9 protein-coding genes, 1 other RNA gene and 1 pseudogene are annotated in these 13,034 nt (G+C 62.2%); 4 read left to right on the top strand and 7 right to left on the bottom strand.

What is annotated here, in order from left to right:
• Positions 1–30: 30 nt before the first annotated feature.
• Both QOH60_RS21425 and QOH60_RS21420 read right to left on the bottom strand, forming a co-directional pair.
• Positions 31–726, bottom strand: a complete 696-nt coding sequence (locus QOH60_RS21425; RefSeq protein WP_526423878.1) for a proteasome protein — start codon at positions 724–726, stop codon at positions 31–33.
• Between the two features lie 885 nt (positions 727–1,611).
• On the bottom strand, positions 1,612–2,910 hold the full coding sequence (locus QOH60_RS21420; protein WP_526423877.1) for a cytochrome P450: 1,299 nt from the start codon (positions 2,908–2,910) through the stop codon (positions 1,612–1,614).
• A 650-nt stretch (positions 2,911–3,560) separates the two neighbouring features.
• On the opposite strand from QOH60_RS21420, the gene QOH60_RS21415 reads away from it, so the two are divergent.
• On the top strand, positions 3,561–4,103 hold the full coding sequence (locus tag QOH60_RS21415; RefSeq protein ID WP_526423876.1) for a TetR/AcrR family transcriptional regulator: 543 nt from the start codon (positions 3,561–3,563) through the stop codon (positions 4,101–4,103).
• A gap of 394 nt (positions 4,104–4,497) precedes the next feature.
• Entirely contained in the window at positions 4,498–6,174 is a 1,677-nt protein-coding gene (locus QOH60_RS21410) for an FAD-dependent oxidoreductase (RefSeq protein WP_526423875.1), read from the top strand.
• A gap of 224 nt (positions 6,175–6,398) precedes the next feature.
• Here the strand turns inward: QOH60_RS21410 and QOH60_RS21405 are convergent, their stop codons facing one another.
• Together QOH60_RS21405 and QOH60_RS21400 are read right to left on the bottom strand one after the other, a co-directional pair.
• Positions 6,399–7,289, bottom strand: coding sequence for an alpha/beta hydrolase (locus QOH60_RS21405; protein ID WP_526423902.1), 891 nt, complete (start codon positions 7,287–7,289; stop codon positions 6,399–6,401).
• Positions 7,290–7,295: 6 nt separating this feature from the next.
• Positions 7,296–8,216, bottom strand: coding sequence for an SDR family oxidoreductase (locus QOH60_RS21400; RefSeq protein ID WP_526423874.1), 921 nt, complete (start codon positions 8,214–8,216; stop codon positions 7,296–7,298).
• A 728-nt stretch (positions 8,217–8,944) separates the two neighbouring features.
• On the opposite strand from QOH60_RS21400, the gene QOH60_RS21395 reads away from it, so the two are divergent.
• Together QOH60_RS21395 and QOH60_RS21390 are read left to right on the top strand one after the other, a co-directional pair.
• A complete protein-coding gene (locus QOH60_RS21395) occupies positions 8,945–10,003 on the top strand; it encodes a hypothetical protein (RefSeq protein WP_526423873.1) in 1,059 nt (352 codons plus the stop codon).
• A 227-nt stretch (positions 10,004–10,230) separates the two neighbouring features.
• The gene (locus tag QOH60_RS21390; RefSeq protein ID WP_526423872.1) at positions 10,231–11,466 is read left to right on the top strand and encodes an IS30 family transposase; all 1,236 of its coding nucleotides are present in this window, start codon (positions 10,231–10,233) and stop codon (positions 11,464–11,466) included.
• A gap of 74 nt (positions 11,467–11,540) precedes the next feature.
• Here the strand turns inward: QOH60_RS21390 and QOH60_RS21385 are convergent.
• From QOH60_RS21385 to QOH60_RS21375, 3 genes and pseudogenes are all read right to left on the bottom strand, one after another.
• A pseudogene (locus QOH60_RS21385) lies at positions 11,541–11,657 on the bottom strand (helix-turn-helix domain-containing protein); the annotation flags it as partial.
• A gap of 26 nt (positions 11,658–11,683) precedes the next feature.
• Positions 11,684–12,051: a transfer-messenger RNA gene (gene ssrA, locus QOH60_RS21380) on the bottom strand.
• Between the two features lie 151 nt (positions 12,052–12,202).
• On the bottom strand, positions 12,203–13,030 hold the full coding sequence (locus tag QOH60_RS21375; RefSeq protein WP_526423871.1) for a maleylpyruvate isomerase family mycothiol-dependent enzyme: 828 nt from the start codon (positions 13,028–13,030) through the stop codon (positions 12,203–12,205).
• Positions 13,031–13,034 lie beyond the last annotated feature (4 nt).

Genomic DNA, 13,034 nt, shown 5'->3' with positions numbered 1-13,034 from the left:
GGGCGTCAATGGGCTCGGCGATCGGACCGGTTAGGCGAACAACTCGTCCAGAGCTCGCTGTTCAAGCTCAATCCAACGAGCCACGTGGTTGCGAAGGGTTGCGATTTCTTCGGGTTCAAAGTGGTGAGCCCCGTCGGTCGTGATCCGACAGACATCCATAGGGCCGCCGATACTGGGCGAGGAAGCATCGAGTGCGTCCAGCACCCGCAGCGCCGCCACCACGCCATAATCGACGGGGCGCTCGGCCATCTGGAAATGCGCGAGCAGTGCGTAGGCCTGCTGGGCCATCGGTGCGCCGCTGCCGACGGCTTGAAACCCGGTCTCTTCGTAATGCCCGATCAGTCCGTGAGGATCGATGTCGACGATGAACGGACGATCGCCCGCGTAACCCGCGGCAATCACGTAGGTCGCCGGGGTGGCACCGGGCTTTCCCCCGGGCACCTCCTCAATGAAGTGCGTGTAGTGATGCTGTAGCACGGGAAGGACCCGCTGCTGCAGGGCGTGACCGATGTCGGGCGCCTCAACCACAGCATCGGGTTCGGTGTCGAATATCTGCTTCAGGTCGTAAAGCACTGCGCGCGATCCGCTGCCTCCCCACGCCGCGCGGTCACCCAACCTGTGCAATTTCTGCGCTGGGTAGCTGAGACCTCGCACCGGATCGGTGATTTGAGAATCCGAAGCGAGCACAAGTCCGTCGGCGCAGCGCAAGGCAAGAACCACCGTCATAGCGACGATGCTCCCATGCATCGGTCGAACTGCATGGAAATGTCGGCGAGTCCCATAAACCTCTCGGCGGCCTCCACATCCTCGAAGCTGGTCGGCATCTGCTTTGCCGGTGTGCCGACACCAGACGGCGTAATACGTCGTTCCATCCTTGCGAGAGCTGCTGCGTATCGATGCCACAGTCGACGTCATAGCCACGAACGCTGACCTGGTGTTGACATGCAGAATTCGATCGCTCTGTTCTAACGCTCTGAACTGGTCCTATCTTGGTGGAGGCAATAGGAAGAAACTCGAACCTTGCGCACTTGTCAAGGAAATGGTCTGACCTGCTAGAACGCATCGCCGCCTTGCCCGCACGTGGATCCCTGTCGGCAGATCAGTCTCTGCCACGTCGTCACAAACGATCTCTGAGCGCCGAAGACACCGCCGACATCATCGCCAAATACAACTCCGGCATCACCACGACCGACCTCGGTGCGATGTACCACGTATCGAAATCCCGAATCTCGGCGGTGCTGCGCGAGGAAGGTGCGACAATCCGTCGCCAAGGCCTGACGGACGAGCAGGCTAGGGAAGCCGCCACCTTCTACAATGTCGGCCGCTCACTGGCGTGGATTGCTGCTCGGTACGGTGGCATCTCCCCTACGACTGTCGCTCGTGCGCTTCGAAGACAGGGAATCCACCTGCGACCGCGACCAGGTCGGCTCTTCGATTGACCCACTTGGAAGTTGTCGCACGCAGGCCGAAGGCGCCGGCCGCCTGCGCCGCGAACACTCCGCGGCCAACGCGGGGTTTTCGTGCGGCGCCGCGGAGGCCGCGAAGACGACGCCTGCAGCGCGCGGCCGCTGGCGGTTAGCTGGATTCATTGCGCAGCGTGAAGGACCAGACTCAGCTGCTGTGCAGCCTGATGGGCAGATGCGTCGGACCACGCAGCGAGCTGTTGGTCGACCAAGTCGTCGGGCCGACGGCGGTGATCCGGGTGACCCGGTCGACAAGTTCACGCAGCACTGCCTGGGCTTCCATGCGTGCCAGAGGAGCTCCGACGCACATGTGTGCGCCATAGCCGAAGCCGACATGCATGCGAGGGTTGCGGTCTGCGCGGTATTCGTCTGGATTGTCGAAGACGAGCGGGTCGCGGTTAGCTGCACCGAAAGACAGGAGCACGCGAGCGCCGGCGGGAATCGTTACCTCGCCGACCTGATAGTCCTCACGGGTATAGCGATAGAGGTTCTGGATAGGGCTTGAGATCCGCAACTGTTCCTCGACGGCGATGGGAATGAGATCGGGATTGGCGCGGATGAGATCGTATTGGTCTGGGTTGTGGGCCAACGTCTCGAATAGCCCACCGAGTAGATTGGTAGTCGTCTCGTTGCCGGCGATGAGCAGCAACAGGGCAACGTAGAACAGCTGATCGTTGCTCAGGCTGCCTTCGGTGTTGTGTTCCAGCAGCCGCCCAAGCATGGTGCCCGAATCTTTGAGCTCACCGGTGGCGAGGTGACGGAGGAAATATCGTCGTAGCGCGAGGACTGCGCGCATCGAGTTTGCGATCTCGACAACACCTTTGGGTGTTGGTGAGAAATTGATGATTCGAACACTGTTTTCTGACCATCGTCGAAAGTCGGCGACGTCGCCGTCTGGTACCCCCAGGATCGCGGCGATGAGACGCATCGGCATTGGTATCGCAAGCCGTTCTACCACGTCGCAACCGGGCTCATTGATCACCTTGGATACCAGTTCGGCTGCAAGTTTGTCTGTTATCTCCTGCCAGTTTTCCAGCGCGCGGCGGGTGAAGCCGGGCTGGACCTGCTTGCGTAGTCGGGCGTGCTGATCGCCGTCGGTGAGCACTAAGAGGTCGGCCGCCATCCTGACTCGCGTTACGCCCCGGGCGCTGGTGACCTGCTCCGTGTCGCGTAACGCGGCGCGGACGTCATTGAGTCGGCTTAAAATCCAGGTGGCGCGTTTGGGGTTGTAATGCACGCGCCCGCTGCGGTGCAGCGCTCGGTAGGCCTCGTGCGGCTGAGCCGCGGTGGTGGGGTCCAGCGGGTCGTAGTCGGTGTTGACCGCGCCAGTCCAGCCTCGATAGCCCTGCCGGTGTGTGCGGATCGCCCCGGCGAGATTCATCTCGACGGCGCTGCCAAGCGGTTTAAGTAATGTAAGGATGCCGCGCGGGCTGTTGTTCACCGCCATGACCGTTGCAGCTTTCGCCCGTTACTAAAGAACGCAAAGGTGGGCCGGCGAGGCGGTACCGCGCGGGTCGGGGTGAAAAGCGTTGTGCGCCAAAGCAAGGGTCTCCTTAAGCTCGTCGATGAGCGGGCGTGCAGGGCGAGTGGCGCGCCCGCCGACCAGAAGTGATGGCGCTCCACCGTCATGCCATCAGGTTCGGCGCTGCTGCCTACATCGTCAACGGCGCGACACGAAGTTGAAAGGTCCGTTCGGATGCTAGTCAGGAAGCGTTTCGCAGCTGCACTATCTGACCTGCGCGTTCGCTTATAGAATCCTGTCCACGATTCTCACTACGATAAAGCCAGTTGCCTCGTCGCTCGAAGGAACGGTTGCATGTGCGCAAGTTATTCTGCGGATCCAGGATGCCCGGGACGTGCGATTCTCGGTGGGGGAGTCGGGCTCGATGTGCCCGCCCTGAGCTCGTCGAAGTCGTCAATGCGTCGTGGGCTCCTGAGCATCACGTCGTTGACTGCGCGGGTCTAGGTTGAGAGGCCCAGTGACGGGAGTAGTTTGATGATTTCTCACGACAGGCATGTGAGTCGGTTGGAACACTCAAGACAATTCTCAACGCGAGAGCGCGAATTTTATCTGCGGTTGGACGGGGACAAGGTGTCATGACACGTGAGGATTGGTTGGTCGGCCGCGACCGAGGCAGCGAAGCCGCCGACCGGATCTACGCTGCGGCATCAGAGTTGGTCTCGCGCGAAGGATTCGAGGCGTTCACGATTGAGGCACTGGCCGCCAAGGTGCATTGTTCGCCGGCCACGATCTATCGTCACGCCGGCGGCAAGGCTGCGATCCGTGAAGCCGTGACCATGCGCACCTCGTCACGAATCGTCGGGTTAGTGCGTGAGGCGATCAAGGGTTTACAAGGCACTGAGCGTGTAGTAACGGCCATAGTGGTTGCGCTAGAGCACATCCGGGCAGAGCCGCTCGGTGACCTGATGATGGGTTCGATACGACCGACCCACGAAGGCGAATGGTTGACAGCGTCGCCGGGCGTGGCCCGTCTGGCTCGGGAAGTGATCGGTTACGACGACCCGTTGGCCGCGCAGTGGTTGCTGCGGGTAACCCTGGCGCTGTGGTATTGGCCAGCTGAGGACCGTGAAATGGAGCACGCGCTTGTAAGACGCTTTGTTGATCCATCGCTCAGCTAGCGCTAGCAGCCGCAACCGGGGTTCTCCGCGTTCGTGCACTCGATGGTCCAGCTGCATCTGTATTCTGTCGTAACTTGCCCTTCGCAGCCTGAGAGAAAACTCTATCGATTTCTCACCCATCTGTGCAGGTGCAGCAGGTACGCGCTGTCGGGCAGGTGGCTGACCGGGAGTCGGACCCCTTTCAACCTCGTGGCGTCTTGTTGACGATGTCATTCGGCGTTCACCAAGCTGATCTGGTGGTGATGGCGCAGCGTTCACGCCAGACTAGTGTCGGCGGTCGGTGGCGGCCGTCGATGGTCGCGTTGGGCAGCTATACCGTGACGATTCGACCGTGGCGACGCGGTAGGCAGACTGACCTGCCGGCATTCGCTTGCCCGAGATCGGGGGCCCCGCTTTGGCTTTCGTGATCACACAGAGGTGCTGCAACGATGCCAGCTGCGTGTCGGTGTGCCCGGTCGACTGCATCCGCCCTTCGCCCGAGGACCCCGAATTCAGCACGACCGAGATGCTGCACATCGATCCGGACGCCTGTGTCGACTGCGGCGCATGCGTGCCTGTCTGTCCGACCAATGCGATCCGCTACGAGGTCGATCTGACTGAACCGCTGAAGCGATACAAAGACATCAACGCCGCCTACTTCGAGCGACACCCGCTGCACGCAGATCCTCGACGATTGGACGAGAGGCCCTCACGCCCACCCAAGGAACTGGGGACCCTGCGGGTCGCGATCGTCGGCGCCGGACCGGCCGCATGCTATGCGGCCGACGAACTATTGGCCCGGGCCGATGTCGAGATCGAGTTGCTGGACAGGCTGCCCACGCCGTACGGGCTCATTCGCGGCGGCGTGGCACCCGATCACTCCGACACCAAGGATGTGGGCCTGACCTTCGGCGCGAGGTTCGTGACAGACGCTGTGGGTTTGCACCTCAACGTCGAAGCCGGCAAGCACATCACGCATCAAGAGCTGATGCGTCACCACCACGCCGTCATCTACGCTGTCGGCGCATTCGAGGAGCGCCGGCTCGACATACGCGGTGAGGATCTGCCCGGTAGCCATCCCGCGTCCGAGTTCGTCGCCTGGTACAACGGGCATCCCGACTACGCCGACATGACATTCGATTTGTCCGGACAGCGCGCCGTGGTGGTCGGAAACGGCAACGTCGCCTTGGATGTGGCGCGAATCCTGCTCCTCGACACCGACAAATTGCAGAACACCGACATCGCAGACTATGCGCTAGACGCCCTGCGGTGCAGTAACATTCGGGAGGTCGTGCTTCTGGGACGACGCGGGCCACTGCAGGCTGCCTACTCATCAACAGAGTTTCTGGCCTTCAACCACCTGCCGGGGGTGGATGTCGTGCTCGATGAGCGCGAGCTGACACTCGACCCAACCAGCCGAGCCCAATTCGAAGACCCCGCGCTGGAACCGGCGCTCACCCTAAAGGTGAGGCTTGCCGAGGAGTTCGCGCACCGTCCGCTGGACCCGCACAACAAGCGCGTCGTATTCCGCTACTGCGTTTCCCCGCTCGAAATTCTCGGGACCGACCGCGTTGAGGGAGTGCGAATCACCGCCAACGAGCTCGTCGACACTGACGGCGCAATCAAGGCCGTTGCGACCGACCAGACCGAGGATATCGAGGCATCAATGGTGCTGCGCTCAGTGGGCTTCCGAGCCCGGCAACTGCCCGGCCTGCCGTTCGATGAGCATCGCGGAATCATCCCCAACGATTCCGGCCGGGTGATCGCCGAAGACGGGCAGCCCCTCACAGGTGTCTACGTCGCCGGATGGATCAAGCGTGGGGCCAATGGCACGATCGGTACCAACAAGCACTGCGCCCGCGAGACGGTCGACAACATTATTGCGGACTTTATATCCGGGAGGCTGCGCCGACCCGACGGAGATCGGCTTTCACTTCAGCGACTTCTCTATCTTCGTCAGCCGGACCTTATTTCGGGGGCCGGCTGGCACGCGATTGACCAAGCCGAACGTCGTCGTGGTAACGCCGCCGGACGACCGCGCGACAAGTTCACCGACCGAGCCAAGATGGTCGAAATCGCCAGGAGCCCTTAAAGCTTGTGGTGCCGCGAGATTAGTGACCGTGCTTAGCGGTCCAACTACTTGACCGGCAATATGTAACACCGCGCGGCATGACACGCGCCAGGCCTCGTACAGAGAGCCATCCTGCCATTCGCAACCTACGCGCCCAGATCCTCAGTGAGATTGCCGCATAGTCGACCATAACGACATGCATACGGGAGTCGAGCTGGGGTTCCGCTGACAAACAGCCCTAAGCTTCAGCTTGAGAACGCTTTTCGTAGAGCCTCGCACTGGCGGTCGAAGAATGCACGTGATACCCCAGCAGTTGGTGCGACAATGTCGAATCCGTGGAACGCGCCGCTAACGATGTCGATATCGCATGTCACGCCCGCGTCTTCCAGGCGGCGTGCATACTCGACGTTTTCATCGTGGAGCGGATCGAGGGTGCCGACGCCGATCCACCCCGGCGGTAGGCCAGAGAGATCGGTGTGCCGCGAGGGTACGGCGACCTGCGGATCAGCTCCGCGCAGATAAGCGCTCCATCCCAACCGATTGCTGTTGGGGCTCCACAGCCGATACGGCCGATCTCTGATGCCGGGGCGATCGCTGGAGCGATCATCCACCATCGGATAGACCAGGAGCTGAAATAGCGGTACCAATTCGCCGCGGTCGCGCGCCAACAGCGCAAGCGCCGCCGTCAGGCCGCCGCCGGCGCTTGCGCCGCCAACAGCGACCCGCGTGGGATCGATGCCGGGCAAGCGAGTCAGCCACGCAAACGCTTCATAGCAGTCCTGTAGGGCAGCCGGGTAAGGGTGTTTAGGCGCGAGGCGGTAGTCGACGGCGACGACGGGCACGCCTAGCCGGTGGGCGAAGCGGCGGCACAGCCGGTCGTCCTGCGCTGCCGATCCGATGACGTAGCCGCCACCGTGAACCCACAGCAGTGCGCCGCCCGCGTTGTCAGTGCTCTGGGGTCGGTGCAGCCGCACGTTGATTCCGCTGGGCAGAGCCGCGACTTCGACATTCTTCGAGACACGCAGTGCCTGTAATCTGGTGAGCGCGCGGATAATTGGGAGAGTGCGGCGCGTGTAGGCGCCGGCTGGCAGCACGCGCGCAATCCGCCGCAAGTCGGGATGAAACTCCTGGCCCATCGGCATTCAGACCGGGAAGGTGATGCCGGTGAGTTCCTCAGCTATCCCCCATAGCCGCTTCTGGACGGCCTCGTCGTAGGACTTAGCACTGGATTTAACGAGGGTGGGGAAACCCCGAAGTTCAAACGGTCCATCCGGGCCCCAGTACTGGCCCCCACGCACCTGAGGATCAGTGGCCGCCAACAACTGAGGCAGCGCGCCCCTGGCGGGATCCTGGCCCACCATTGGGCCGAACCACTTCATCAGGGGCGCAACCGGCTTCCACACGTGGCGGATCAGTTCGGAATCGGTAAATCCGGGATGGGCGGCAACCGCGATGGTTGGCACATCGGCGGCAGTTAACCGCCGCTGCAGTTCATAGCAGAACATCAGGTTGGCAAGCTTGGACTGGGCATAGGCGGCCCCGCGGTTGTAGCGGCGCTCCCATTGGAGGTCGTCGAAATGTATTGCACCGCCGAGTTTGTGGGCGTTGCTGCTGACGACGACGATCCGCGAGCCATCGACGGAAGCAAGATTATCGAACAGAAGCCCGGTGAGTGCGAAATGACCGAGATAGTTCGTGCCGAACTGCAATTCGAAGCCGTCCGGTGTCATCTGTTTCGGAGGAACCATTACCCCGGCATTATTGATCAGCAGGTCGATCCGTGGATATTCGGCACGCAAGGCTTCAGCAGCGGCGCGCACAGATCGCAAGGATCCCAGGTTAAGTTGCTGAACAGTAACTTTGGCACGAGGCGCTGTATTCAATATTCGGGCCTGGGCTGCGTCGCCCTTCTTCGTGTCGCGAACTGCGAGCACCACGGAGGCTCCGCGCTCCGCTAGTACCCGAGCCGTGTCGAAGCCGAGGCCGGTGTTTGCGCCCGTGACGATCGCCACCCGCCCTGTCTGGTCGGGCACATCCGCCTCGGTCCACTTTCTAACTGACATAGGAGATGTTCGCTCTCCGTGCCGAGCGGCAAAAAATGCTCGTCTCTGACGCGTCCTTATTGGGAGGAGCGGCTCACCTGCCATGTCATCAGATTCGGCGGCGGCTTATGCGACGTCAACGATGTGGCAGGAAGTTGAAAGGCCAGCTCTGGCGATGGCCGGGACTTCGTTCGCACGCAAGCCATTTGAGCAGGCCGTTTGCCGATTAGTCGAGCCAGAACTTTCTCATAGCGATAAGGCAAGTTTGCAGAGAGCCGGACAAGCGCTCATTTCAGCGGGCGAAGACGATAGATGGTCGGTCGCGATCGTCACCGCACGCCCCTGAGCGGATCTACACGGTAACCGTCTGCCAAGCGGCTTTTGGCGGCCTGACGAGCATCTGGATTACCCTGCGGCTGGCTCCATCTGAGTCTCCCGATTCATACCAAAGGTGAGCCCAACCGCATGCCGACCGTGCAAGCCTTGAGAAATCGCTTCCATCGATTATTCAGATCAATCGCAAGTACTTGATACCATGACGCGATGACACGGATGAGCGACGGTCAAACGTGGGGCTGCCTGACAGCTACCGACACGACAGTCGATGCTTCTGCCACCGTCGAGGTTGCTGCCGCGCTCCGATCAGGAGTAGGTAACATGTTGATAGGTAACAACTCTCAGCTCGCAGCAATTCAATCCGATCGGCATACGCGCGGGAAGCCCACCGGCCCGACATCACCTTTACCGTCATGATCAGCGTGATAAGGGTTGTCGAAGGACCTCCGACTCTTCCGCCGGGCAGCACAGTCACCGTTGGTCGGTCCACGTTGGAAATTCCCGTCGGACCAGGGCATGACGTGCCGGCGAACTGGTACTTCCCGATGGAACCACGATCGCCGACTCGGCTTCTCTACCTGCAACACGGCTTCCTCGCCAGCGCCCCGCTGTACAGCTACACAGCCGCCGTGCTAGCCCAGCGGACCGACAGCATCGTTGTCACCCCGTCGTTGACGTCGAACCTCTTCGCCAGTGACACCGCCTGGTTGGGTGAGATGGCGTTGCAACACGCGGTGGCCGACCTGTTCGTGGGTGAGCGGGTGTCACTTACCGCCAGTGCGACGTTGGCGGCGGGAAGCTCGGTTACGCTGCCGCAACGCTTCGTCCTCGCGGGCCATTCCATGGGCGGTGGACTCGTTGCAGGCGCCGCCGGCTTCTGTGTCAACAACGGAGCGGTTACTGATCTGGCCGGCGTGATGCTGTTCGACGCGGTCTCGCTGAATAACGCCCTGCCGACGGCGCTGGCAAAACTCACCGGCGTCAATAACCGACCGGTGCTACTGATCACGGAACCGCTGCACTTTTGGAACCAGCTCGGCGACGTCAGTAGGTATTTAGTCCGGGCGCGACCCAACCAGTTCGTGGGCATTTCGCTAGTTGGAGGATCGCACATCGATGCCATGCAAAGTGGAAACGTCTTGATCCAGAAGGCGGCTCAACTGTTCACTGGCTTCTCGCTTCCACAGAACATCGAGGCGGTACAGACGATTTCCGCCGGATGGATCAACGACATGTTCGCGGGCACCGGAGACGGCGTCTACGGTGCGCCTGGGCAGCCGATTCAGATTCCCACCGGTGCTGGGACTGCCACCGCCTTCGTACTTCCGGCGCCACCCAATCGAACAACTCCGGTAGGTGTCCTGCTGCAAACAATCCTCGACGCCGCGCCCCGTGCGTTCTTCAGCTGTGCGCCGCGCCTGCGGGCCTCTCGTCGAGACGCCGCGGTGCCCCGCGCGACCAAGCGCGGCTAGGCCGACGAATCGAGACGAGTGCGGAAAGGCGATTGGCAGTGCCGAAGCACACGATGCCTCGCCGTGCTCTGTTCTGGTGGCACGCGACTTGGACACCCCTATGGCTCCGTCAGGCGGCAGGCTGTTGACGACGGTCCAAACCTAGGCCAGAAGCGACGGGGTGGTTTCTAGGCGTGGTCGCAACACTTCTCTAGGTTCTGGAGGTTGTGTTGGCATCGTCGCGTCGTGTGAAGAAGGGGCCGGGGCGTCGTCCGCAGTCGGCCAAGCGTCAGCGGTTCATGGAATTGCGGGCTAGGGGGTGGAGCGTGCGCGCCGCGGCCCGCGAAGTCGGTGTGTCCCGGTCCGCGGCGACGAACTGGACGCGCGGTTATAAGACCTACCGCAACGGCGTCGAGGTCGGGTTTGTCCCGCCACTGGATCGGCTAGCGGTCCGCCAGATCAGCACGCGATACCTGTCCCAGGACGAGCGCATCGAGATCGCCGATCTGCGTCAGTCCGGGCTGAGCCTGCGGGCGATCGCCACGCGGCTCGGTCGAGCTCCGTCGACGATTTCGAGGGAGCTGCGGCGCAACGCGCGAGCTGGCCGCGGATATCAGCCCTTCGATGCCCATCGGCGTGCCACCGCGCGTCGAGCACGTCACCATCGACGCCGGGTCGACACCAACGATCACCTCAGCGACGTGGTCACCGAGCTGCTTGGTCAGCGGTGGAGCCCGCAGCAGATCAGCCGTCATCTTCGCCACCGCTTCCCCGATGATTCGTCGATGCGGTTGTGCCATGAGAGTATCTATCAGGCTGTATACCAACCGAATTCCCGCTTCTTGCGACCCTCGCGGTTGGCGCCGCACCGACGTTCCCCGCTGCGCACCGGTCGGGATCACCGCCGAGCGCACCAGTGCCAGCAGCGCCGGCGGCCGCGTTTTCAGCAGCCAATGCTCACCATCCACGACCGGCCCTTCCCGGCTGCCGACCGGTCTGAAGCCGGGCACTGGGAGGGCGATCTCATCATCGGCAACAACCACGTCTCGGCGATCGGCACTCTGGTCGAACGCCAGACTCGGATGTTGCGGCTGATGCACTTGCCTCGCAGTGACTCCGACTCCCTGCACTCCGCTCTGGTGGCTCGCATGCAGGATCTGCCACCGGCGCTGATGCGGTCGATTACCTGGGACCAGGGCACCGAGATGGCGCGCCACCTCGCCACCACCGACAAACTCGGGGTCCCCGTCTACTTCTGCGACTCCAGATCACCCTGGCAACGCGGCAGCAATGAGAACACCAACGGACTGTTGCGCGACTACTTCCCCAAGGGCGTCACGCTCATCGACCACTCACCAGAGCACCTATTGGCCGTTGAAAACGAACTCAACCGCCGTCCCCGTATGGTCCTCCAAGACCGTTGCCCCGCCGACCTATTCGCTGCCTTGCTAGCCTCAAATGGTCCGTCAGTGTTGCGACGTTGACTAGAACCCACCCCGTCGCGACTGGCCGGGTTTTCAACCGTCGCCAACACAGGCGACTCGTTACTGGCGAGGTACCGGTAAACCGTGATGCGGGATACACTCAACAGCCCCGCGATGTCGGTTGCGTTGATGCCCTTCTCACGTAGGTTGCGCGCCTCCGCTGCATCTCTGAACGTCCGTTGCTCACCCAGCGCAACACGTCACTCTGCCGTTGGTGGAGTGGAGCTGCCGGGAATCGAACCCGGGTCCTACGGCATGTCCTCAAGGCTTCTCCGTGCGCAGTCCGCTTTGCCTTTCTCGGATCTCCCGGTCTCACGGACTAGCCGGGAAGACGATCCCAGTCGCTGTTAGATGTCCCGATGAGTCCCGCGACCGGACTCACCGGTTGATCCCTCTAGCTGACGTCAGGCTCCGGGCCGAGGGAACTCCCGGTCTGACGGACTAGCCGTCGCTTAGGCAGCGAGAGCGTAGTCGCGCTGATTTGAATCGGCGCTTAATTGGTTGCATCGACGCTTACGGTGGTCTCTTGCCTGCACCGGCACGCTTCCCTTGATTCGATGCGCGAAGTCGAAACCTTTCAGCCCCTCGCACCCCTGCCGGATTTCGGCAGGACAATCAAGTTTACCCATGCACTAACGACAATCCACCGATTAACCATCCCGGCGCGCGCGCGAGCAGACGCAAACTCGCACAAAACCGCATGCGGTAACGCGATTCCGCGTCTGCTCGCGGGAGATCAGATGACGAACCTCAGCCGGTCGACGACCTGGCGCCCCAACTCGACATCGCCGGTGATCTCGATCGCGTCCACGTTCTGGGCCGCCGTCGTGCGCCCGCCGAGCAAACGCGTGAACAACACCGCGTCCACCAGGATCGACGTCGTCGGGTCGCCATCGAACTCGTCGACCACGCGAGCCTTGCCATCCACCGCCACCCGCACCGCCCGCTGCAGTGGCCCCGTCAACTCGAACGCGACCTTGCTGCCCTCGGGCGCCTTGCCCAGCTTGCCGACCACGTACCCAAGCGTCGACGTGATCTCGTCGAACACCTGCTCCGCCGCCTCGTCGGCCACCACGTCATCGCTGGCCCACACCCCCACCACGTCTCTGATGTCCTGTTCGTGCATCCAGCAGTCGAAGGTGCGGATCCGCATGAACCGGCCGTAGGTATCCGGGCCGGCCGGCGTGGCGGTGGTCTCGTTCCACTCGTCGTCGGAAGTGTCGGTCAGCACCTTGCGCCGCTCTCCGGTGACCGACACGAACTTGTCGAGCACCGCCCCGTGCCCTTCGTCGCGCAGGTGCCTCACCCAGCACTCGTTGAGTACGCCGATCTCGTTGTGCACGTGCGGCAGCGCCGACACGTCGCAGTCCGGTTGCGGCGGCGGCACCCCCATGAGGAACGACTCCGTGCCGATCATGTGGGAGACGACGTCATGGACCCGCCATCCGGGCAGGGCGGTCTGCGTTTCCCACTGCTCATCGGACAACCCCGAAAGCAACTCTTCTAGGTCGTCCCAGCACTTGAACAACCCTTCGAGTACCGCGCGCTTGTCCAGCTCGGCCATTGGA

Source organism: Mycobacterium sp., assembly GCF_032159765.1.
In the GTDB taxonomy this organism is placed as follows: Bacteria; Actinomycetota; Actinomycetes; order Mycobacteriales; family Mycobacteriaceae; genus Mycobacterium.
This window is presented reverse-complemented; position numbering and strand designations above follow the sequence as displayed.